Source organism: Rheinheimera sp. D18, assembly GCF_004345025.1.
Lineage (GTDB): Bacteria > Pseudomonadota > Gammaproteobacteria > Enterobacterales > Alteromonadaceae > Alishewanella > Alishewanella metallidurans.
This window is the reverse complement of record NZ_CP037745.1, coordinates 2,453,510-2,474,489: the sequence shown is the minus strand read 5'-3', so window position 1 is coordinate 2,474,489 and position 20,980 is coordinate 2,453,510. Positions and strand designations below refer to the sequence as shown.

Annotated in this window: 18 protein-coding genes; 6 read left to right on the top strand and 12 right to left on the bottom strand. The window is 44.5% G+C overall.

Going from position 1 to position 20,980, the window contains the following annotated elements:
• Positions 1–69: 69 nt before the first annotated feature.
• Positions 70–687: a restriction endonuclease gene (locus E0Z06_RS11655; RefSeq protein WP_132584860.1), complete on the top strand. Its 618-nt coding sequence runs from the start codon at positions 70–72 to the stop codon at positions 685–687.
• A gap of 165 nt (positions 688–852) precedes the next feature.
• Here E0Z06_RS11655 and hutH read toward each other — a convergent pair whose 3' ends face one another.
• From hutH to hutC, 3 genes are read right to left on the bottom strand one after another with little or no spacing between them, the layout of a single operon-like run.
• Entirely contained in the window at positions 853–2,388 is a 1,536-nt protein-coding gene (hutH, locus tag E0Z06_RS11650; protein WP_132584858.1) for a histidine ammonia-lyase, read from the bottom strand.
• 4 nt (positions 2,389–2,392) lie between these two features.
• The gene (gene hutU, locus E0Z06_RS11645; RefSeq protein WP_132584856.1) at positions 2,393–4,066 is read right to left on the bottom strand and encodes a urocanate hydratase; all 1,674 of its coding nucleotides are present in this window, start codon (positions 4,064–4,066) and stop codon (positions 2,393–2,395) included.
• Positions 4,066–4,794 (bottom strand): histidine utilization repressor, encoded by a 729-nt coding sequence (gene hutC / locus E0Z06_RS11640; RefSeq protein ID WP_165907398.1) that lies wholly within the window; start codon positions 4,792–4,794, stop codon positions 4,066–4,068. Before hutC ends, hutU begins: the two co-directional genes overlap by 1 nt.
• 97 nt (positions 4,795–4,891) lie before the next feature.
• Here hutC and hutI point away from each other — a divergent pair, with 97 nt between their 5' ends.
• Together hutI and E0Z06_RS11630 are read left to right on the top strand one after the other, a co-directional pair.
• Positions 4,892–6,118 (top strand): imidazolonepropionase, encoded by a 1,227-nt coding sequence (gene hutI / locus E0Z06_RS11635; RefSeq protein ID WP_132584854.1) that lies wholly within the window; start codon positions 4,892–4,894, stop codon positions 6,116–6,118.
• 62 nt (positions 6,119–6,180) lie between these two features.
• Entirely contained in the window at positions 6,181–7,710 is a 1,530-nt protein-coding gene (locus E0Z06_RS11630) for a GGDEF domain-containing phosphodiesterase (protein ID WP_132584852.1), read from the top strand.
• On the opposite strand, the gene E0Z06_RS11625 is transcribed toward E0Z06_RS11630, so the two are convergent.
• Both E0Z06_RS11625 and rraA read right to left on the bottom strand, forming a co-directional pair.
• Positions 7,697–8,749: a formimidoylglutamase gene (locus tag E0Z06_RS11625; RefSeq protein ID WP_132584850.1), complete on the bottom strand. Its 1,053-nt coding sequence runs from the start codon at positions 8,747–8,749 to the stop codon at positions 7,697–7,699. The two genes, E0Z06_RS11630 and E0Z06_RS11625, sit on opposite strands and share 14 nt — an antisense overlap.
• 13 nt (positions 8,750–8,762) lie before the next feature.
• Positions 8,763–9,248, bottom strand: a complete 486-nt coding sequence (rraA, locus tag E0Z06_RS11620; RefSeq protein ID WP_132584848.1) for a ribonuclease E activity regulator RraA — start codon at positions 9,246–9,248, stop codon at positions 8,763–8,765.
• A 166-nt stretch (positions 9,249–9,414) separates the two neighbouring features.
• Between rraA and E0Z06_RS11615 the strand changes: the two genes are divergently transcribed.
• Complete coding sequence (locus E0Z06_RS11615) at positions 9,415–11,412, top strand: bifunctional diguanylate cyclase/phosphodiesterase (RefSeq protein WP_132584846.1); 1,998 nt, start codon at positions 9,415–9,417, stop codon at positions 11,410–11,412.
• A gap of 25 nt (positions 11,413–11,437) precedes the next feature.
• On the opposite strand, the gene E0Z06_RS11610 is transcribed toward E0Z06_RS11615, so the two are convergent.
• From E0Z06_RS11610 to priA, 5 genes are all read right to left on the bottom strand, one after another.
• Entirely contained in the window at positions 11,438–11,842 is a 405-nt protein-coding gene (locus E0Z06_RS11610; RefSeq protein WP_132584844.1) for a DUF971 domain-containing protein, read from the bottom strand.
• Complete coding sequence (gene hslU, locus E0Z06_RS11605; protein WP_132584842.1) at positions 11,842–13,176, bottom strand: HslU--HslV peptidase ATPase subunit; 1,335 nt, start codon at positions 13,174–13,176, stop codon at positions 11,842–11,844. Before hslU ends, E0Z06_RS11610 begins: the two co-directional genes overlap by 1 nt.
• 11 nt (positions 13,177–13,187) lie before the next feature.
• A complete protein-coding gene (hslV, locus tag E0Z06_RS11600) occupies positions 13,188–13,706 on the bottom strand; it encodes an ATP-dependent protease subunit HslV (RefSeq protein ID WP_132584840.1) in 519 nt (172 codons plus the stop codon).
• 58 nt (positions 13,707–13,764) lie between these two features.
• The gene (locus tag E0Z06_RS11595) at positions 13,765–14,361 is read right to left on the bottom strand and encodes an SPOR domain-containing protein (RefSeq protein ID WP_132584838.1); all 597 of its coding nucleotides are present in this window, start codon (positions 14,359–14,361) and stop codon (positions 13,765–13,767) included.
• 78 nt (positions 14,362–14,439) lie between these two features.
• Positions 14,440–16,614, bottom strand: coding sequence for a primosomal protein N' (gene priA, locus E0Z06_RS11590; RefSeq protein ID WP_243695503.1), 2,175 nt, complete (start codon positions 16,612–16,614; stop codon positions 14,440–14,442).
• Between the two features lie 204 nt (positions 16,615–16,818).
• Here priA and rpmE point away from each other — a divergent pair, with 204 nt between their 5' ends.
• Both rpmE and E0Z06_RS11580 read left to right on the top strand, forming a co-directional pair.
• On the top strand, positions 16,819–17,031 hold the full coding sequence (gene rpmE / locus E0Z06_RS11585) for a 50S ribosomal protein L31 (protein WP_027670299.1): 213 nt from the start codon (positions 16,819–16,821) through the stop codon (positions 17,029–17,031).
• 310 nt (positions 17,032–17,341) lie between these two features.
• Positions 17,342–18,580, top strand: a complete 1,239-nt coding sequence (locus tag E0Z06_RS11580; RefSeq protein ID WP_132584836.1) for a malic enzyme-like NAD(P)-binding protein — start codon at positions 17,342–17,344, stop codon at positions 18,578–18,580.
• A gap of 67 nt (positions 18,581–18,647) precedes the next feature.
• On the opposite strand, the gene E0Z06_RS11575 is transcribed toward E0Z06_RS11580, so the two are convergent.
• A complete protein-coding gene (locus tag E0Z06_RS11575; protein ID WP_132584834.1) occupies positions 18,648–20,267 on the bottom strand; it encodes a methyl-accepting chemotaxis protein in 1,620 nt (539 codons plus the stop codon).
• A 153-nt stretch (positions 20,268–20,420) separates the two neighbouring features.
• Complete coding sequence (gene ppa, locus E0Z06_RS11570; protein WP_132584832.1) at positions 20,421–20,948, bottom strand: inorganic diphosphatase; 528 nt, start codon at positions 20,946–20,948, stop codon at positions 20,421–20,423.
• Between the last annotated feature and the right edge of the window lie 32 nt (positions 20,949–20,980).

Genomic DNA, 20,980 nt, shown 5'->3' with positions numbered 1-20,980 from the left:
GTTTGTTATTAAGAATTTGTTCTTGTTAGCGCTTAATCTGCACTTCAGCACTTTAGCGTTGAGGGTGTAATGAACAATAAATGGTTGTTGGTATCGTCTGTTAGTACTGTGTTAGGTATTGCCGCCGGTGCCGTATATTTATTATTTGCTGAGCATTCATTGTTATTAAGTAACAATAACTGGGTGTTATCCGCATTTTGGTCTGCGTTTATGCTGTGGGTGTTTGTGTTAATGTTTATTGCTGCGTTAGTGTTTAATGTTATGGCATTTTTTGAGTTAGACCAACAACACAAAATAAACGGTTTAGCTTGGCCGTTGCGCCGTTTTTTATCAACGGTAAATAAACAGCAACAGTTTATGCAACATGCGGAAGATTTTCTTTTACAACAGGGCAAGTTATTTTCGTCTGCTAAAGTAAGCACTGAATATAAATGCTTACAAGGTAACGGGGCTGAGAAGTTAGTGTATTTACAGCATCAAGAGCAGTTGGTAGACATTAATCATATTAGAGCCTTGTTTCAGCAGATGCTTGCGGCTGATATCAAAATGGGTATAGCAGTAAGCTACTTGGGCTTTAGTAACCAGGCCCGAATTTTTGCACGCGAAGCAAATATTGAATTGTTAGATGTAAAGCGTTTAAAAAAGCAGCAAAAGCAGGATAAAGCCCAACAATTTGCGCTAGTTTAGTATTGATATCACTTTTTCATCGGGTTTTTTTTCGCATCTTTGGCAATATGACTGCGAAAGGAAATAATAAAAACATAGGGATATAATGCTTCCTGCCTAGCTGGACAACGTCCAGCTTTTTTCTTAGTGTAGAATGATTTTAGCGGCAGGAAGCCGCTTTATAATTTAGAAACTACACAGTAGATTTACAGGAATAAGACTATTTAGCTGGCGTTGACGCAATAGCTCAGCACTTTTTTCGATATCTGGTGCAAAGTAACGGTCTTGACCATAAAAACTCACTTGCTCGCGTAACCAACCTTTTGCCTGCTCAATTGCCACGGTTGATTTTAACGGTGCTCTAAAGTCTAAACCTTGAGCTGCCGCTAAATATTCTACCGCTAATACGCCGGTGGTGTTTTCAGCCATATCAGCTAAACGACGAGCGGCGAAAGTGGCCATTGACACATGATCTTCTTGGTTAGCTGAGGTAGGTAAGCTATCAACTGACGCCGGGTGAGCCAGTGATTTATTCTCCGATGCTAAGGCTGCAGCTGTAACCTGCGCAATCATAAAGCCGCTATTTACACCGCCATTAGGTACTAAAAATGCTGGTAACTTGCTTAAAGTAGCATCAATTAATAGCGCCATACGACGTTCTGATATTGAGCCAATTTCTGCAATAGCTAACGCTAAGTTATCAGCCGCCATCGCTACAGGCTCGGCGTGGAAATTACCGCCAGACAGAATATCGCCATCATCAGCGAACACTAAGGGGTTATCGGTGACACCGTTAGCTTCAACTTCTAACACGGCCGCCGCGTGGCGAATTTGTGTTAAACAAGCGCCCATTACTTGTGGTTGGCAGCGCAAGCTGTATGGGTCTTGTACTTTTTCACAATTTTGATGTGCTTCACCAATTTCAGAGCTCTTGCCCAGCAAGTGACGATAAATTGTACCCGCGTCAATTTGACCGCGCTGACCTCGTGCTTGGTGAATACGATCATCAAACGGTGAGCGACTGCCCATGGCCGCTTCAACACTCATGGCGCCAATAACACAGCCAGCCGCAAATAAGTCTTCAGCTCTAAATAGCCCTTCTAAAGCAAAGGCGGTAGAAGCCTGAGTACCGTTTAACAGTGCAAGGCCTTCTTTGGCTGCTAAAGTAATAGGCTGCATATCGGCTAGCGCTAAACCTTCTACCGCATCGTAAATTTGGCCTTTGTAGCTAACTTCGCCCTCGCCAATTAGTGGCAACACCATATGTGATAATGGCGCTAAATCGCCTGATGCACCCACAGAGCCTTTTTTCGGAATGCAGGGATAGACCTCGGCATTAACTAGCTTAATTAACGCGTTAATTACCGATAAACGAATGCCAGAAAAACCGCGGGCTAATGAGTTAATTTTCAGCACCATTAATAGACGCACCGTGCTGTCATCCATTATCTCGCCAAAACCTGCCGCGTGCGATAACACAATAGAGCGCTGCAACAGTTCTAGCTCTTCATTTTTAATTCGCGTGCTGGCTAGCAAACCAAAACCCGTGTTAATGCCATACACCACGCGGTTTTTTTTGATAATGTCGGCTACGCAAGCCGCTGATTTCTCAATGCCGGCGACTGCAGAGTCGTCTAATGTCAGCGTCACTGGGCCTTGTTGCACTTGACGTAATTGCGCCAATGTTAGGCTGCCAGGAACTACATTCAGTTTAAAGCTCATGTTGTTACTCCGTAACCATAGGTAAATCTAAACCCTGTGCTTTGGCACAGTCGGTAGCAATATCGTAACCCGCGTCGGCATGGCGCATCACGCCAGTTCCAGGGTCGTTCCATAATACGCGGCCTAAGCGCGCTGCTGCGGCATCGGTGCCGTCGGCAACAATGACTACACCGCTATGCTGGCTGTATCCCATACCAACACCACCACCGTGATGCAGTGATACCCAAGTTGCACCGCCAGCGGTATTTAATAAAGCATTTAGCAGCGGCCAATCTGATACCGCGTCTGAGCCGTCAAGCATGGCTTCAGTTTCACGGTTAGGGCTAGCAACCGAGCCAGAATCTAGGTGATCGCGGCCAATAACTACGGGTGCTGATAGCTCGCCATTTTTTACCATCTCGTTAAATGCTAAAGCGATACGCGCGCGATCTTTTAAACCAATCCAGCAAATACGTGCTGGTAAGCCTTGAAATTGAATACGCTCACGAGCCATATCTAGCCAGTTATGCAAATGTGGATTGTCTGGAATTAGCTCTTTAACTTTGGCGTCAGTTTTATAAATATCTTCAGGATCGCCCGACAGCGCAACCCAACGAAACGGGCCTATGCCTTGGCAAAATAATGGCCGAATATACGCCGGTACAAAACCTGGGAAATCAAAGGCATTTGCTACGCCTTCATCTTGTGCCATTTGGCGAATATTGTTGCCATAGTCAGTGGCTACTGCTCCGCGCTGCTGCATAGTTAAAATGGCTTGAACTTGCACCGCCATTGACTGCTTAGCCGCTTTTACTACGCCAGCTTCATCAGTTTTACGCTGTTCGGCTGCATGCGTCATAGTCCAGCCTTGTGGTAAGTAACCATTTAACGGGTCGTGGGCAGAAGTTTGATCGGTAACTACATCTGGCGTTATGCCCCGTTTTACCAGTTCAGCAAACACATCTGCAGCGTTAGCCAGTAAGCCAATTGAGGTAGGCTTTCCGTCTTTTTTTGCCTGCTCTAGCATGGCTAGTGCTTCATCAAGCGATAGTGCTTTTTTATCTACGTAACGCGTTTTTAAGCGAAAATCGATACGGCTTTCGTCAACTTCGCAGGCAATCATATTAAAGCCAGCCATAGTTGCTGCTAGTGGCTGCGCGCCACCCATGCCACCTAAACCACCGGTTAATACCCATTTATTGCTGGCATTGCCAGAAAAGTGCTGATTAGCAATGGCAACGAAGGTTTCGTAGGTGCCTTGAACAATGCCTTGGGTACCGATATAGATCCAAGAACCTGCGGTCATCTGGCCGTACATCATTAGGCCTTTGCGGTCTAGTTCGTTAAAGTGTTGCCAGTTAGCCCACGCCGGTACTAAATTTGAGTTGGCAATTAGCACGCGTGGCGCATCAGGATGAGTTGGGAACACACCAACCGGTTTGCCGCTTTGCACTAATAAGGTTTGGTTATCTTCTAAACGGTTAAGCACCTCGACTATTTTGTCATAGCACTGCCAATTACGCGCAGCACGGCCAATACCACCATATACCACTAGTGCTTGCGGATGTTCAGCTACTTCAGGGTCTAAGTTATTCATTAGCATGCGTTTAGCGGCTTCGGTTTGCCAGCTTTTCGCTGTTATGGTGTTACCGCGATCAGCACGGATCACCCGGCTGTTATCAATACGTGGGTCTGTCATTAGATCACTCCCTTGTTGGTCGCAAAAGAAAAATTAAGATGGCCGCCTAAACGATAGCGGCTACCTGGTGAAGTTAAGTACGCCAAGCTAACTGCGCCTTCTCGGCTGAAAGTGCGTCGCGTTAGACGCAGGCAGGGTTCAGGCTTTTTTAACGTTAAATGTTTACAGGTAAAGTCATCCGGCCAAATGGCTTCAACCGTGTGCTCAGCTTCGGTTAGCGGCGCAATAAAGCTAAGATATTGGTGTGGTGTTTGTTGATTAAAATCTTGCTGTACATAGCCAGGCACTAAATGCGGGCTAACGTAACGTGCTTCCAGTTGCAACGGCTGATTGTTTTCTAAGTGCACAATTAAAGAGAAATACACCGGTTCGTTACGTTTTAGCCCTAGTGCTGTAGCAATAACAGCCGGGCAGGGCAGCTCAGTAAGCTGCAATAAACGCGCGTTGTAGGCATGGCCACGGCTATGAATTTCATCGGCAATATTGCGAATTTCTAATAGTGAAGACTGAGATTTTAGCGCTGCAACAAAGCTGCCTACGCCTTGAGTACGATACAAAATCCCTTGCTCGGTTAGCTCTTGCAAAGCACGACGTGCAGTCATTCTGCTAACACTGAACTGCTCGGCTAACTCATTTTCTGATGGCACTCTGCTGTGCTCAGGCCAAGCAGCAATTTCAATTTGGCTTAGCATGTATTCTTTAATTTCAGCAAACTTAGCAATAGCCATGATTCCTCCAACTAGACTATATAAAAATAAGCTAGTTTGGTTGTATATACAAGCTGTTGGTGTAAAATTACTGAAAATAACGCAACAGGAGTAGGCTATGCAGCAGTTTGATGCTATCTGGGTTAATGCCAATATTGCCACTATGACTGACAATGGTGCAGCTTATGGTGCTATTAATAATGGGGCGCTAGCGGTAAAAGACGGTGTTATTGCTTATATTGGTAACCAAGCAGGATTGCCGGCATTCGATGCCTCATCTACGCTGTTGTATGACGCTGGCGAACAGTGGTTGTTACCCGGCTTTATTGATTGTCATACACATTTAGTTTATGCCGGCAACCGTGCTAATGAATTTGAAATGCGTTTAAACGGCGCGAGTTATCAAGATATCGCTGCCGCAGGTGGTGGTATTAAATCTACTGTCGCAGCAACTCGGGCGGCCAGTCATCAACAGCTATTGGCACTAGCAGAAGCGAGATTAAACGCGTTATTAGCCCAAGGTGTAACCACAGTTGAAATTAAGTCTGGCTATGGCTTAGATTTAGTATCAGAGCAAAAAATTCTGCAAGTGGCTGCTGATCTAAATAAGCAGCATGCTATTTCAATACAAAAAACGTTTTTAGGTGCACATGCCTTACCGGTTGAATTTGCTGATAACGCCGATGGCTATATTGATGCCGTATGTAAAATGTTACCGGTATTAAAGCAGCTGCAATTAATTGATGCGGTAGATGTGTTTTGCGAAGGGATTGGTTTTTCTATTGCCCAATGTAGGAAAGTATTCCAACACGCATCGGCATTAAGTTTACCGGTTAAAGCTCACGCTGAGCAATTGTCTAATTTAGGTGGTAGCGCTTTAGTCGCCGAGTTTAGCGGCTTATCGGCAGATCATATTGAGTTTTTAGACGAAGCCGGTGTTGCCGCGATGGCTCAAGCGGGCACGGTAGCGGTGTTGTTACCGGGTGCATTTTATTTTTTACGCGAAACTCAGCAACCACCAATAGCTTTATTACGCCAATACAAGGTACCAATGGCAATAGCTACGGATTTAAACCCCGGCACCTCACCACTGTGTTCGTTGCCACTGATGTTGAATATGGCTTGCACATTATTTAGGTTAACACCAGAAGAAGCCATACTGGGCGTGACACGACATGCCGCTGCCGCCTTAGGTTTGGCTGATCGCGGCACCTTAGCGGTAGGGCAGCGCGCCGACTTTGCATGTTATGCTATTAGCCAACCGGCTGAGCTTTGCTACCAATTTGGTGTTAACCCACTTAAGCAGCTGATTATTAATGGTAAAGAAATAAATCATCATTTGTAATCTGCTTTACAACAGGTTAATTTAGCTTAAGCTAATAACTTTAATTATGCTGGAGTGCAGCAGTGTCGTTTCGTCTGTATGGTATAGCACTATTTAGCACCCCTTTAGCGGCGCAAACCGAAGGCTCGCTGCTACCTGTTATTAGCTTGCTTAGCGGCTTGTTGCTTTTAAGCTTTATTTATCTTATTAAATTACAGTTCGATTTACATAAGCAAAAAAAGTTTAACCACACTGCACAGCAAAGTAGTTTAGGTTTTTATGCCTTACATGATGATATTAGTGGTTTTCCCAATAAGTTTTTTTTACAGCAACAGTTAGATGAGTTGTTGCAACGTAAGCCTGAGCAACAATTTTCCCTGTTATTAATTAAAATATATCAGTTTGAGAAAATTAATCAGCTGCTTGGCCACGCTAATAGCAACCTTATTTTGGCGCAAATTGCCCAGCGTATTAATGACCAACTTAAAACGGTAGACGATGCGCTAAGCTTTGAGTTTCGTCAGCAAGTTCCTGTGCGGTTGTGTCATCTTGGTGGTGTCGATTTTGCTGTATGGATAAGCCGCAGTAACCATCAAAATTTAGCGGAATTTGTCGCCGACAATTTAGAGAAAAACATTCCTGAAGCAATGATAGTTCACGGCTGTATCGTCGATTACAAGCTGCACTCGGGTATTGCTCATTATCCTGAGCACAGCACTGAGTTTAGCGAGCTACTAGATCGGGCTTACTTGGCATTACAAAACCACACAATGTTGCCCGGCCATAGTCAGGTTTTTAGCGCGCAAATGCTTAATTATTCTAAAGATAAACTGACGTTAATGGCGCAGTTACGCCAAGCTATTACCGATCAGCAATTAAGCTTATATGTACAACCTCAGGTTGATATGCGCACTAAAGAGGTATTAGCTGCTGAAGTTTATGTGCGGTGGCGCCATCCTATTCGCGGTTTAATGGCTCCGAGTAGTTTTTTAGCGTTGGCCGAAGAAGCCGGCGTAATTTATCCATTAACACAGTGGGTATTAAACGAAGCCATTGCGATGATTGCAACCTTAGACAAAGCTGGCTTAGTTAGCAAAATAGCGGTAAATATTTCTAGCCAGGATTTATTGAATGATGAATTAGTAGATAGCCTTGAGCTGTTATTTGCCCAGCATAACGTGAAACCAAAGTTATTGGTTTTAGAAATAACCGAAGGTGCGTTCGCCGCAGAGCCTGAGACGTCACTGAGTATGATGCGGCGTCTTCATCAATTGGGTGTGGGTTTGGCACTAGATGATTTTGGTACTGGCTTATCGTCTTTAGCCTATTTACGCAAATTGCCGGTACAGCAAGTAAAGGTAGATTGCTCATTTATTAATGATTTACACAAGTCTGATACGCAATCAGCAATTACCAGTGCGCTTATTGATATGGCGCGTAACCTCGATATTGGCGTTATCGCAAAAGGCGTTGAAGAAATAGACGTAGAGCAAAAACTGCTGCGTATTGGCTGTAACCGAGGCCAAGGTTTTTTATACTCTCGGCCGTTTGAATTAAGCGGCTTTGTGGTGTGGTTAAAGCAGTGGCAAAAGAACCATGTTATAACGCAATAACTTGTTTAGCTTGAATAAACGCGACAACTAACGCTGCTAATACTTGCCCTGCTTCATTATTGCCGGCTGCCAGGCCAGCAGGGTGTTGGCTTGGTGCTGCCTCAGCTAAATGTAAGTAACGGCTACGAGATAGTTTGCCTAATTGATAAACAAACTGCTCTGCTGCTTGCACACTAATACCACAATTAGTAAAAGCGCTAACCGGCATTAAGCTTATGCTGTCGGTATCTAGCTCGATACCAATATCACCGTTGCCTAGCGTAACTTTTTTAATGCACAGCTCTAATGCCTGTTGGTAGCTTAATTCTTGACGGACAAAAATACGCTGATAACTACTGTATTCTGCACCAGCTTGTTGTAGCTGAGCTAAGGTAGCTGCCGAATTTTTCAACTCATGCAAACCTAAGACAAAATAGTGCTGTAAATAACCGTCATTAAACGCATAACTAAAGCCGTTGCCGCTATGGCGACCTTCTAGAGGCCTAAAGTCTGAATGCGGGTCTAAATTCGCACTATTGGCTTTTTGCCCGCTTTGACTGGTTAAGGCTTTAAGCAATGGATAACTGTTGTTATGGCCACCGCCAATAACAATAGGATAAAGCCCCGCGGTAAATATTTGCTGGCTAACGTGTTGTACCCGGTTATCTAAAATGCTAACTAACTGCCGCAGTTGTTGTAACTGGTCGGCCTGAGTGACATCCAGTGTTAATGCTTTTTGCTGCAGGTCGTCACATTGAATGTTGCCCAGCAGTAAAATGTGTTTAGAAGGAATAAACGCGTTAGTTTGAAAATTTAAAAACTTACTCAGGAAAGCCTGCCAGCCCTTATCGGCACCAGCAAAACCTAAGTTTGCTCTGGGGCCTATGTCTTCGGGCACGCCTAACAACACAAAACGGCAACCGGCACTTTTAGCTTGTGCCAGTTGTTGGGTTAAGTCCTGCTTAAGATCGGCATATTGAATACTTTGGCCTACGCGCGTTTCACCAACGCGCGGCGTAACATACTGCGATAATTGTGACGGGGTAAACAGATTTAACATGGCCTAGCTTTGCTTATTCTATATCCAACGCATCTGGTGACATAATAATACCCGTGCTGTCAGCATACAGGTGATCACCAGGTAAAAAGGTTACTCCGGCAAAGTTAACTGGCACTTCAGTTTCACCAAAACCTTTATCATCAGCACCTACCGGAATAGCATTTACTGCTTGAATGCCAATATCAAAATCTTCTAATAAGTCGAGATCACGTACGCTGCCATAACAGACAATACCTTCCCAACCATTGCTTGCTGCAAATGAGGCTAGTTCAGCGTCGATAATGGCACGGCGTGCAGAGCCACCGGCATCTATCAGTAATACTTTACCAACACCAGGCTCACTTAACATTTGCCGTACTAAACCATTATCTTCAAAACACTTTACTGTATGGATTTGGCCACCAAAAGAGCGTCTGCCGCCATAGCTCGCAAACAATGGTTCAACCACATCGACTTGATCGGCATAAAGATCACATAATTCAGACGTGTTGTATTCCATAACAACCTCCAGCAGTAAAGAGAAATAAGGCAGTACAGTATAGCCCTGAGTTAGGTAAGCTCAAACTATTATTATTGCCTTTTCAGCGATTTAACATTAGCTGCTGGTTGTAGCAATGCCATTATATTTGCTAAGGTATGTTTAGTTAACTTAACCGGTAAATTCCGTGGCGCCAGAAATATTTGCCAGACTTGCAGTGTATGCTACCCAAGCCGGTATTGCGCTGTTGCTTAGCTATTTAATGTGGAGCCTAAGTAACCTATATCTGCAAAGTTATATTCGATCTTGGTTTTATGCGTTATCAGCATTTGCGCTTTACCAGATAACGATACTGTTGCAAGCCTATTTCGTGCCGTACCCTCAAACATCCGCTTTTTTTCAATTTGTGATTATTGTCAGTAGCTATAGCTTTGCCATCTTTTTACTGCGAGGTATGGTGCAAACGCGGGTTGGTGATGCGCATATACTTAGCCGGTTATCTGCTAACAAATTATTTATTTTGCTTTGTGGTCTTGGTGTACTAAGCGTGTTGCCGTTTGGCTGGAACGAAAGCCTTGATGCTTGGCAGCAGTATTTTCAGTATTATATTCGCCTGTTGATTATGGGTGTGATTCTGTTAAGTGCAGCAGTAAGCTTATTGCACCGAATGGAGCGCGGCTTTGGCCAGCGCTTGGCGGTATTCACGCTGTTAGTGTGGGGTGTGTTGTATGTCACTAGCACTGTTTGGCTGCTAACTACCACGTTGGAACTGGCGTCTATTCAACTAATACTTGCTTATAAGTGTGCTGAGCTATTTTTGCTCTGTTGCTTAGGGTTGGCGTTGCTTATTTGGTTACATGAAAACGAGCATAATGCTAATCGGCAATTAACCGAAAAAACCCGCTATTTAAACCGTTATGATCAGTTAACCGGCGCACTTAATCGCGATGCGTTGCTAGTGCAACTGCAAGAAAAACTACAGCAAACCGTGACGCCAATTTATCTCTTAATGCTAGGACTAGATAAGTTTAAAACCATTAATGAGTCGGTGGGTTTAAAACAAGGTGACAGTTTACTGCGCCAGTTAAGCCAACGCTTTGAAGCTAGTATTTTAAAGCCGACATTGGTAGCCAGAACCGGTGGCGATATTTTTGCCTTGGCGTTAACAGATATAAATAATGTAACCCAATTACACTTTGCACTACGGCATATACAGCAGTTGGTAGAAAAGAACTTTGAGTTAGCCGGTGGCTCACTGCATTTAAGTTGCACTATTGGTATAGCTTGCAGCCCACACGACGGTAATACTGCAGAAACCCTGTTGCAAAAAGCCAATATTGCATATCATCAGGCTAAACGTTTGCAAAACCGCACTTTGGCTTATCAGGCTGGTATGGAAGACGAATCAGCACGGCTTATTAGCTGGGAAAGTGAACTGCTTGCTGCGATGCGTAATGATGAGTTTGTGTTGTATTTTCAACCGCAAATTAATTTGCGCAATAACTCGTTGGATGCGTTTGAAGTGCTGATACGTTGGCAGCATCCTGAAAAAGGCTTTTTAATGCCTGCGCAGTTTTTACCCTTTGTTGAGCAACTAGGTTTGAGCCAACAACTCGATTTTTGGGTATTGCATCAAGCGGTAAAAACCATTAGCGCGTGGCAAAAACAGCACTTAAAGGTGCCATTGGCAGTGAATATGTCGCCGTTACATTTTCAGCAAGATGGTTTGAAAAGTAAAATTAAACAATTACTGCAGCAATACCAAGTGTCGCCAGAGCTACTAGAGCTTGAGATCACCGAAAACACGGCAATGAATGATATTGAAAAAGGCTTTAATCATGTACTTGAATTGCAGCAAATGGGTATTCGGGTCTCGATAGATGATTTTGGTACCGGCTATTCGTCGTTAGCGTATTTGCGGCGTATGCCGATTGAAAAAATTAAAATTGACCGTAGTTTTGTTATGGATATGGCGAGCAATGATTCCGATATGATGATTGTAAAAACCATGATTAAATTGGCCCATGGTTTAGGTAAACGTATTTTAGCCGAAGGGGTAGAAACGGCAATGCAGCTGCAATTGCTGCATAATATGTCTTGTGACAGTGTGCAAGGTTATTACTTTGCTAAGCCGCTACCTGAAGCTGAAGCTATTGCGTACTGCAGTAAACCGGGGTCATGGTAAGGCCGCTATTATCAGCTGTAGGGTGTTACGTGCGAATACGAACGGCAATTAAACCATCACGGTTGGCATTAGCTGCATTAAGTTGTTGTAAATACTGCTGCCAAAGCGCTGGTTGTTGCTCGGCGAGTTGTTTTAAATATTGCCAGCTGTAAATGCCGCTGTCGTGGCTATCGTCAAATATAAGCTTTATAGCGTAATGGCCCACAGGTATTAGCTTACTAATGGCCACCTGCCTTTTATTGGTGACCAGCTTAGGTTTACCATGGCCACGTACCTCGGCCGATGGCGAAAACACGCGTAAAAACTCAGCACTGAAACAGCTATGGCTGCCATCATTAAAGCTAACATCTAGTTCACGACGTTGCTGGTGATAATGCAATTTACTAACGTTAATACTGTTAGCTGGGTTGTCAGTGCTGTGAGTCGTCATTATAAAATAAACCGGCTTAAATCATCGTCTTTAACCAACGCACCTAAATGCTGCTCTACATAGGCGGCATCAACTTCAATGTGCTCACCGGCATGGTCGGCTGCGTCAAAGGATATTTCTTCTAGCAAGCGTTCCATTACGGTATATAAGCGGCGGGCACCAATGTTTTCCGTACTTTCGTTAACCTGCCAAGCAGCAGCAGCTAAACTTTTAACGCCACTTTCACTAAAGCTTAAGTTAACGCCTTCAGTGGCTAACATGGCGATAGATTGCTCGGTAAGTGAAGCCTTAGGTTCGGTTAAAATACGTTCAAAATCAGCGGCACTTAACGCTTCTAACTCTACACGTATTGGCAAACGACCTTGCAGCTCGGGCACTAAATCTGACGGTTTACTCATTTGAAATGCGCCAGAGGCAATAAATAAAATATGATCAGTTTTTACCATGCCGTGCTTAGTATTTACGGTGCAGCCCTCTATCAAGGGTAGTAAATCACGCTGTACGCCTTCACGCGATACATCGGGGCCGCTGGTTTCGCCACGCTTACAAATCTTGTCTATTTCATCAAGAAATACTATACCGGTTTGCTCAACGGCTTCAAGGGCTTGGGCTTTAAGCTCTTCTGGGTTAACCAGTTTAGCCGCTTCTTCTTCTACTAATTGCTTCAGGGCATCTTTAATTTTTAGTTTGCGCTTTTTAGTTTTTTCACTCCCCAGGTTTTGAAACATGCTTTGTAACTGCGATGTCATTTCCTCCATGCCTGGCGGTGCCATAATTTCGACACCAATGTTCGGCTGCGCTAAATCAAGTTCAATTTCTTTATCGTCTAATTGACCTTCACGCAGCTTTTTACGAAAGGTTTGCCGCGTGCTGTTATCTGTAGTCGGTTTATTGTCAGTCTGCCCCCAATTTTCACGCGCGGGAGGCAGTAATACATCTAAAATACGCTCTTCTGCGGCTTCTTCGGCGCGAAAACGATTTTTTGCGATGGCTTGTTCACGAAACATTTTTACCGCGCTGTCGGTTAGGTCGCGAATAATGCTTTCAACCTCTTTGCCAACATAGCCTACTTCGGTAAATTTAGTGGCTTCTACCTTGATAAAGGGCGCGTTGGCTAGCTTAGCTAAGCGCCGAGCAATTTCTGTTTTACCCACGCCAGTGGGGCCAATCATTAAAATGTTTTTGGGCGTAACTTCCTGACGCAGTGCGGGGTCAAGTTGCATCCGGCGCCAGCGGTTACGCAGCGCAATAGCGACCGCGCGTTTGGCTTTATTTTGGCCAATAATATGCCGATCTAGTTCGTGTACAATTTCTCTTGGGGTCATGTCAGACATACGTTTCCTGCTTATAATTCTTCAATGGTCTGATGGTGATTAGTGTAAACACAGATATCACCAGCAATAGTCAGACTTTTTTCGACGATGTCGCGCGCGCTCAGCGAAGTGTTGTTTAGTAAGGCGGTGGCTGCGGCTTGAGCGTAGGGGCCGCCACTGCCAATGGCAATTAAATCTTGCTCTGGCTGCACTACGTCACCATTACCGGTAATAATTAGCGAGGTGTTAGCATCGGCTACGGCGAGTAAAGCTTCTAGCTTGCGCAACATACGGTCGGTGCGCCAGTCTTTAGCGAGTTCAACGGCCGCGCGCATTAAATGGCCCTGATGCAGTTCTAATTTAGCTTCAAAGCGTTCAAATAAGGTGAAGGCGTCGGCGGTGCCGCCAGCAAAGCCGGCAATAACTTTATTATTGTAAAGACGGCGCACTTTGCGGGCATTGCCCTTCATTACAGTGTTACCAAGAGAGACTTGGCCATCACCGCCAATGGCGACATGGCCATCGCGGCGCACAGAAACAATAGTAGTCATGAAATAGCCCTATGGCGTTATTAACTTAGGGCTTAAGTGTGGCTGCGTTAACGAAATTTCAAGACCAATTCCAGATTTGGCAAGTATTAATACTCTGTTGGCGTAGGCGATTGCGATCGGTGGTGGCCTGACGTTTGGATGTATAAGGACCAAGTACAACTCGATACCAGACACCGTTTGCACCTTCTGTGCGGCGAATTTGTGAGGCAAAGCCAGCGAAGGCAATTTGCGCTTTCATGGTTTCAGCTTGCTGCTCTACTCTAAATGAGCCGCACTGCATTTGATAAGGGCCACCAGCCTGCTGCTCAGTAACTTCAACCTTTACTTCTTTGTTCTCTAATTCTTTAATATATTGGTACGGCTCTTCTGTTGGTTTGGCCGGTAGCTCATCTTTAGGTTTTGTCGTTTTAGGCGGTGCTTTAATCGGTGTTTTTGTTGGTATCACCGCAGATGGTGTTGTGCCAGCGGGTTGCTGGTTTAAAAACCATAAAAAATAAATAAAGCCACCAATCAGTAAAAAAGTAACAACTAATAATAGCCATGGCTTCGCCGGTGCTGGCTGTTTAGCTTTGCTATTGCGCCGCACAGGGCGCTTGTTTGCCGGTTTGGCTTTAGCTTTTGGCCGGCTGGCTTTTATATAGTCTTTTTGAGGCATAAGGTAGTAATACTGCTACAGCGTAATTAAACGGCTATTCTACAAGGTTGGCTAAAAAAAGAAACACAACGCTGGGGTTCAGGTCAGATCAGTTGGGTCTACGTCGAGTTGCCATTTCACTTTTCGGCTTAGCGGCCAACTGGCAATTTGCAGTAATAGCTGGTCTAACGCTTGATGCACTGTGTTTCTACCTGCGCTATAAAGTTGCAGCTGCCAGCGATATTTACCGGCTCTGCGTTCCAGTGGCGCAGGAATAGGCCCCAGCAATTGCAGTGCCGGATATTGCCGCATAAAGTCGGTCACCTGTTGTAACCATTGTTGGCAATCGATGGATTGATGTGCTTCTGCGCTAAATAGCACTAAGTGTTGAAACGGGGGTAGCCGAGTTTGCTCACGTTCAGCCAAAGCGCTGCGAGCAAAAGAAGCGTAACCGTTTTGAATAATATCTTGTAGCAGGGCATGTTCGGGGTACTGCGTTTGCAATAACACTTTACCACCGCTACTGCCACGGCCCGCGCGGCCGGCAACCTGAGTAAGCAGTTGCGCCAGTTGTTCTGGTGCGCGAAAATCGCTGCTATACAATGCACCATCTACGTCAACGATGACCACTAAACTCACATTTGGAAAGTGATGTCCTTTAGCCAGCATTTGCGTACCAACAATCAGCCGTGCACCAGTTTGGTGAATATCTTCTAATGCCTGATGTAATGCACCTTTACGTCTGGTGCTGTCGCGATCAAGCCGGGTGATGGCAATGTCGGGAAACAATAGTTGTAAATTTTCTTCAAGCTGTTCAGTGCCTTGGCCCAGCGGTTTAAGTTGAGTGCTGCCACAACCGCCACACTGGCGTGGAATAGCTTTGCTGGCGCCGCAATGGTGACATACCAGCTGGCGGCTTTGTTTATGATAGGTAGTAAAAGCACTGCAGCGCTGACATTCGGTTAACCAGCCGCATTCTTGGCAACTGAGTGCTGGGGCAAAGCCGCGCCGGTTTAAAAATAACATTACTTGTAAGCCGAGAGTTAGCTGTTGCTTGATTTGCGCTAGGGTTTGACTAGCTAAACCAAATTGTAGTACTTGCTGCTTTAAATCAACCAGCTCAAAGCTGGGTAAGGCCTGGCCAGCGGCGCGGTCGGGTAGCGGCAGATGAATAAAGCGCTTGCTTAGTGCATTGTGTAGGCTTTCTAAGCTCGGTGTTGCCGAGCCTAATAAAATAGGACAATGTTGCAGTGCCGCGCGCTTAATCGCTAAATCGCGAGCATGATAACGAAAGCCATCCTGTTGTTTTAGCGATTGGTCATGTTCTTCATCGATAATAATCAGACCAAGCTGCCAAAATGGTAAAAATAATGCCGAGCGCGTGCCAATAATAATGGCGGCAGCGCCGGTGCTGGCTTGTAACCAGCAATGTAAGCGTTCGTTGTCGGTAAGGGCTGAATGCCAACAAAGTACTGGCACGTTAAAGCGCGCTTGAAAACGGGCTAGGGTTTGTGGCGTTAAACCAATCTCTGGCACTATGACTAATACTTGCTGTTGCTTTAGCAATAAGCTGGCAATGGCTTGCAAGTACACTTCCGTTTTACCCGAGCCAGTAACGCCTTCTAATAGTAATCGCTCAAAACGGCCGCTGGCGTGATTAACGGCAGTTACCGCTAGTGCTTGCGAAGGCGTTAATTTAAGCCCCGTAGCTTCAGTCTCTGGTGGTGTAAAGGGGATGGGGGCCACAATTAACTCTTCGACTAACTGCTTTTCTAGTAATTGCTTTAACGTGCTGCGGCTATGCTGCTGTAATAATACCGATTCAGTTAGCTGATGCGCCTGTAATGCTTGCCATAGCGCGTGTTGTTTCGGTGCGCGCTTTAATGCCGTGATGTTGAGCAGCTTACCTGTATCGGTTAACTGATAGGCTTTGGGTTGATAGTCATTTAAATTTCGGCCTTCACGTAACAACGCGGGTAGCGCACTAATTAGCACTTCACCTAATGGATAATGGTAATAGTCAGCAGCGAAACTTAGCAATTGGCAAAGTAATGGCGGAAGTACTGGGCTGGTGTCGAGCAAGCTAAGCACGGCTTTTAGTTTACTGGCATCAAAGCTATCAGTTGGCGCAATTTGCCAAATAATGCCGATCAGTTTACGGTTGCCAAAAGGGACTAATACTCGGCAACCCACCTGGGGTTTTGGGTCGGCATTGATAAGATAGTCAAAATGTTGCCTCAGTGGCACCGGCAGTGCCACGCGTACTACAATCACAGCAATACCTCTTTTAAACGCAGCTGCCAAGTGTAAGGACAGGCTAGTTAAATGCCAAGTAAAAGAAAATTTATCCGCTTCGCTATTTCAACTATTGCAACTTAATCGGCTATCAATTAAGCTACGCGCCCTAAATTAACTGTAATTACGTATGGTGTCTGGCAAGAATTGACCGGATAGCGATGCGGCCTAACGAGGTAACCCATGAAGCCAGGTATTCACCCAGAATATAAAGAAATTACTGCAACTTGTACTTGCGGTAATGCATTCAAAACAAAATCAGCACTGTGCAAAGACATTCACTTAGACGTTTGCTCAGCTTGCCACCCGTTCTATACCGGTAAGCAAAAAGTGTTAGACGTAGGCGGCCGTGTAGATCGCTTCAAAAAACGTTTCTCTGTACTGGGCAACCGTTAATCGGTTCAGTTATCGTCAAACTGAAAAAAGCACCGTAAGGTGCTTTTTTTGTGCCTAAAAATCAGGTTAGTTTCTACGGTTATTAATAATCACTATTTAGCGAAAAAATAGCTGCTACTGGTCTGACTTGCTATAACAAAATAGGCCACTACTAAAGTGTTATAGCTTGTTAGCGTATTTTGCGCTGGTACGATCAGACCGATTCCGGTTCTCTTCGCTGTAACAGGTCTTTAGAATAGACAACCTTCATGCGTAATACCTTAATTATTACTATGCGGCACACCTTACAACAAACAGCGGAACCCAATAGATGTCAGATTTCAAAGAACAAGCCTTGCGTTATCATGCCGAGCCTAAACCCGGCAAAATTAGTATTGAAATTAGTAAGCCTGCTGAAACAGTAACCGATTTGGCATTAGCCTATAGCCCTGGTGTGGCTGAACCTGTGCGTGAAATTGCTAACGATATTGATAATGTTTACAAATATACCGGTAAAGGTAATTTGGTTGCGGTTATCACTAATGGTACGGCAATATTAGGCTTAGGTAATTTAGGGCCAATGGCATCTAAACCGGTAATGGAAGGTAAAGCCTTACTATTTAAACGCTTTGCCAATATCGACTCCATTGATATTGAAGTAACACATCGCACTACAGAAGAGTTTATTAATACGGTAGCCAATATTGCTGACACCTTTGGCGGTATTAATTTAGAAGATATTAAAGCACCTGAGTGTTTTGAAATTGAAAAAGAGCTGATTAAACGCTGCAATATTCCGGTGTTTCATGATGATCAACACGGCACCGCCATTGTTACTGCCGCGGGCATGCTAAACGCATTACAAATTCAGGGTAAGAATATTAAAGATGCCATTATCGTTTGCTTAGGTGCTGGCGCCGCGGCTATCGCTTGTATGGAATTATTAGTTAAATGTGGCGCACAACGCGAACATATTTATATGCTTGATACCAAGGGTGTTATTCATACTCGACGTAATGATTTAAATCAGTATAAGTTGTTGTTTGCTAATAACACCGATAAGCGCACGTTAGAAGATGCAATGACCGGGGCTGATGTTTTTGTTGGTGTGTCAGGCCCAGATATTTTGCCCGCCGAAACATTAAAGTTAATGGCTGCTAATCCGGTAGTATTTGCTTGCTCTAACCCAGATCCAGAAATTAAACCTGAGCTGGCACATGCAGCACGTAATGACATTATTATGGCAACAGGCCGCTCGGATTACCCAAATCAGGTTAATAATGTGCTGTGTTTCCCGTTTATCTTCCGCGGTGCGCTAGATGTGCGGGCTAAAGTGATTAATGACGAAATGAAGATTGCAGCTGTAAATGCAATTCGTGCTATTGCGCAAGAACCTGTACCGCAAGAAGTATTAACAGCAGCTAAGGTGGATGCGCTAAGTTTTGGCAAAACCTACATTATTCCTAAACCAATGGACCCACGGTTGTTACCACGCGTTGCCAAAGCCGTAGCTGAAGCCGCGGTTGCTTCGGGTGTAGCGCGCATTCCATTACCAGAAAACTACTATTAAAAAGTGTTGCTGTTCAATTACAAAAAGCCGGTTTTAAACCGGCTTTTTGTTGGCTGAATAAGACTAATTAAACGCGGAATAAGCGGGTAATACTCTCTAGATTTTGCGCTAACGAAGCTAACTCACTACTTGCCGTGGCAATGTAGTTTGCACTTTCTGAGCTGTGTTCGGTATTAGTAAAAATATCGTCAACGTGCTGTACAATATTATTAGTCATTTTTTGTTGTTCATCAGTAGCGTCGACAATTTGTTGATTCATTAAACGAATTTGCGTAATGCTTTGCGTAATTAATTGCAGTGCATTACCGGCTTCGTTCGCAGACTCAACGCTATTACCAGCCTGATTAGTGCTTTGTTGCATTTTCTGCACCGCTAAGCGCGCGGCTGATTGCAGTTGTTCAATAGTACGCTGAATTTCTTCAGTCGACTTTTGTGTACGTGACGCCAAAGTGCGTACTTCGTCAGCCACTACCGCGAAACCTCGGCCTTGCTCGCCAGCGCGCGCGGCTTCAATGGCCGCATTTAATGCCAATAAATTGGTTTGTTCGGCAATGCCTTTTATGACACTAAGTACAGTACCAACTTGATTCGCATCTTTTTCTAGTTGCACAATGACATCTGACGCTTCTTGCACGTTGCCGGCTAATAGTTGAATGTTTTTTACGGTAGCCGTAACCGTTTTTTGGCCTAGCTCGGCAGCGTCGCTGGATTGATTGGCCGCTTTTGCTGCTTCGTTGGCACTATTAACTTCTGCCATTACGCTTGCGCCCATATCATCAACAGCGTGTTTGGCTTGATCTGCCGCTTTGCGTTGTTGCGCAATGGTTTTATTGGTGTCATCGGTTAATACGCGTAAATCTTTGGCTAATGCCGACAGCGGTACTGCGGTGTTAACGATGTCTTTCACCAGATGCTGTAACTTTTGCATAAAGCTATTAAACCAGTGTGCTAAATCACCTAATTCATCTTTGCTACTGGTGTTGATACGCACGGTAAGATCGCCATTTTCTTTAGCCAGATCTTGCAGTGAGCTAATCATATTACCCAAACTATTTTTAATACCTTGCGCTACCGGAAAGGCAGTACCAAATAATACTAATGTGGTAATGAGCCCCATGACTATGCCAACTGTAATGAGTGTGCCGGCTTGCTCACTAGCGGCGTCGATAGCGGTGGTAAATTCCGTTAACCGAGTACGACTAAACTGGCTTAATAAACCGGTGGTGGTATCGTAATTGGCGTTCATTTTCTCTGACCGCTGTGCCAGAGTAGTAAAATCAGCGGTGTTATTAATCATTTCTTGTGACACTTTATGTGCCACCTGGTAATAGGCGTCATAGCTTTGTTTAATCGTATTGATATCGCTAGTGTATGCGCGGTTAAGCTGGGAAATTTGATTCAGTGATTCATGTAGTTTATTGCTAAAACCGGCCGCACCGGTTAAGGCTTCAGCATCACCGGTGGTAACTGCACTGGCTAGCGACTCTTTTATCCGCTCTAGTAATACTAATGAGCTTTGTGCAGCTTGCAGTACAGGAAATTGTACATCGCGAGTTTGTTCTAACGTAGTCACGTTATTAAGTGCGGTGATACTGGCTAAAACAAGGTAAATAACAAAACTCAACGTGCCTATGATAGGGATTAGATAGATTTTCTTCGCGATAGACAGACGTCTTAATATATCCATACTGCATGCCCCTGTAATACTACAATATTATATTCGAATTGGTTTATGCGCAGTATAAAGACTTATTTATGCAAATGCTTGTTGTAGTTGACTTTGGTAGGTTAAATAATAACCAGCTTAGTGGGCACTAAGCTGGTGAGTCTCTAAGCAGAATTATTTTTTGGCACGGGCAAACGAAGATACTATTTCTTCTTTTGCGGCGGCAATATCACCCCAACCATTGAGTTTTACCCATTTGCCCGGTTCTAACGCTTTATATTGCTCAAAGAAGTGCTGAATTTGGTTTTTCAGCAGCTCTGGTACGTCGTTAATATCTTGAATATGGTCGTACAGTTTCGTTAACTTACTTACTGGTACGGCAATAACTTTAGCATCTTCACCCGCTTCGTCAGTCATAAATAATACACCCACTGGGCGACATTTAATTACTGCACCAGGCATTAGTGGGTAAGGTGTAGGTACTAACACGTCTACTGGATCACCATCTAATGATAAGGTTTGGTTTACAAAACCGTAGTTACATGGATAAAACATCGGTGTTGACATAAAACGGTCAACCCACACTGTACCGGTGTCTTTGTCTACTTCGTATTTAATTGGGTCGGCATTGGCCGGAATTTCAATAATTACGTTAATTTCGTCAGGTAGGTTTTTACCTGCAGCTACATCGCTTAAGCTCATGGGCTGATCCTTAGGTTCGTTAAAATTGGCGC